Origin of the sequence: Pseudomonas yamanorum (assembly GCF_013386765.1) — a bacterium.
Classification (GTDB): domain Bacteria; phylum Pseudomonadota; class Gammaproteobacteria; order Pseudomonadales; family Pseudomonadaceae; genus Aquipseudomonas; species Aquipseudomonas yamanorum_A.
Map to the genome: position 1 here is coordinate 1,596 of NZ_JACARE010000080.1, position 1,397 is coordinate 2,992.

Sequence of the window (1,397 nt, forward strand, 5' to 3'; positions counted from 1 at the left end):
GATGCTGCTGATCCTGCTGTTCTCCGTCAGCCTGGATTGGCTGCCGGCGTTCGGCATGGAGACGGTGGCGCAGGACTTCTCCCTGGTGGACCGGCTCAAGCACCTGCTGCTGCCGTGCGTGTCGTTGAGCGTGCTGTTCCTCGCCTTGTACATCCACCTGACCCGCGCTGCGGTGCTCGACGCCCTCGGCCAGGAGTACGTGCGCACGGCCCATGCGAAGGGCCTGCATCCACGGCGGATTCTCTATGTGCACGTGCTGCGCAATGCGCTGTTGCCGGTGGTGACCTTTGCCGGCCTGCAATTGGGCCAGTTGGCCAGCGGCGCATTGCTGGTGGAGGTGGTGTATTCCTGGCCGGGGATTGGCCGCTTGATGTACGACTCATTGGCGCAACGAGACTACGGGGTGTTGATGGGCGGTTTCCTGGTGATCTCGATTCTGGTGGTGGGGTTTAACGTGTTGACCGATGTGATCTGCCGCTTTCTCGACCCGCGTATCGGTGCAGGAGTGCAAGGCTGATGCAGGTTTTTCGACGTTTTGTACGTCAGCCATCGGCGCTGGCAGGCGCGTTGTTTTTGCTGCTGCTGACCCTGTTGGCGATCGCTGCACCCTGGCTGACCAGCAGCTCGCCGTGGGAGATGAACAGCCAGCCGATGCTCACGCCATTCCACGACTCGGCCCACTGGCTGGGCAGTGACCTGCTGGGTCGCGATCTCGCCAGTGGCTTGCTGTATGGCGCGCGCGTGTCCCTGGCGGTCGGTGCCCTGGCCAGCCTGGCAACCCTGGTGGTCGGCCTGCTGGTGGGCGCCGTTGCCGGCTATTTTGGTGGCTGGATTGACGGTGTGCTGATGCGTATTGCCGAGTTCTTCCAGATCATTCCGCAACTGGTGCTGGCGGTGATTCTGGTGGCGATCCTTGAGCCATCCTTGTTCTCGATCGTGCTGGCCATCGCACTCGTTGCCTGGCCGGCGGTGGCGCGGTTGGTACGCAGTGAGTTCCTGACCCTGCGCCAGCGCGAATTCGTGCAGGCGGCGCGGGTGCTGGGGCAGTCACCGCTGGGGATCATCACCCAGCAGATTTTGCCCAACGCCCTGGCGCCGCTTTTGGTGACCATGACCTTTGTCATGGCCACGGCGATCCTCACCGAAGCGGCCCTGGCGTTTCTCGGCTTGAGCGACCCGGAAGCCATGAGCTGGGGCTACATGATCAACGCTTCCCGTGGCTTGCTGCGGGATGCCTGGTGGATGAGTTTCCTGCCGGGGCTGGCGATTGTGCTGTGTGTGCTGGCGGTCAATCGAGTGGGCGAAGGTTTGCGTGTGGCCTTTGAGCCCGGGAGGTCGCTATGACGTTATTGAGTGTTGAGCATCTGCGTATCGCCTTGCCGGCCGGTGCGGACCGC

2 protein-coding genes are annotated in these 1,397 nt (G+C 63.1%); both read left to right on the plus strand.

Annotation, left to right across the window (positions count from 1 at the left end; all coding sequences use genetic code 11):
- Window positions 1-517, plus strand: a 517-nt coding sequence (locus tag HX875_RS32960; protein WP_256348223.1) for an ABC transporter permease, incomplete at its 5' end; no start/stop codon positions are given.
- Entirely contained in the window at window positions 517-1,344 is an 828-nt protein-coding gene (locus tag HX875_RS32295) for an ABC transporter permease (RefSeq protein ID WP_177048985.1), read from the plus strand. The genes HX875_RS32960 and HX875_RS32295, both read left to right, overlap by 1 nt.
- Window positions 1,345-1,397 lie beyond the last annotated feature (53 nt).

What these genes read in the sequence shown, in the direction of transcription:
- HX875_RS32295 (WP_177048985.1), top strand. Translation starts at nt 517, where the DNA reads ATGCAGGTTTTTCGACGTTTTGTACGTCAGCCATCGGCGCTGGCAGGC.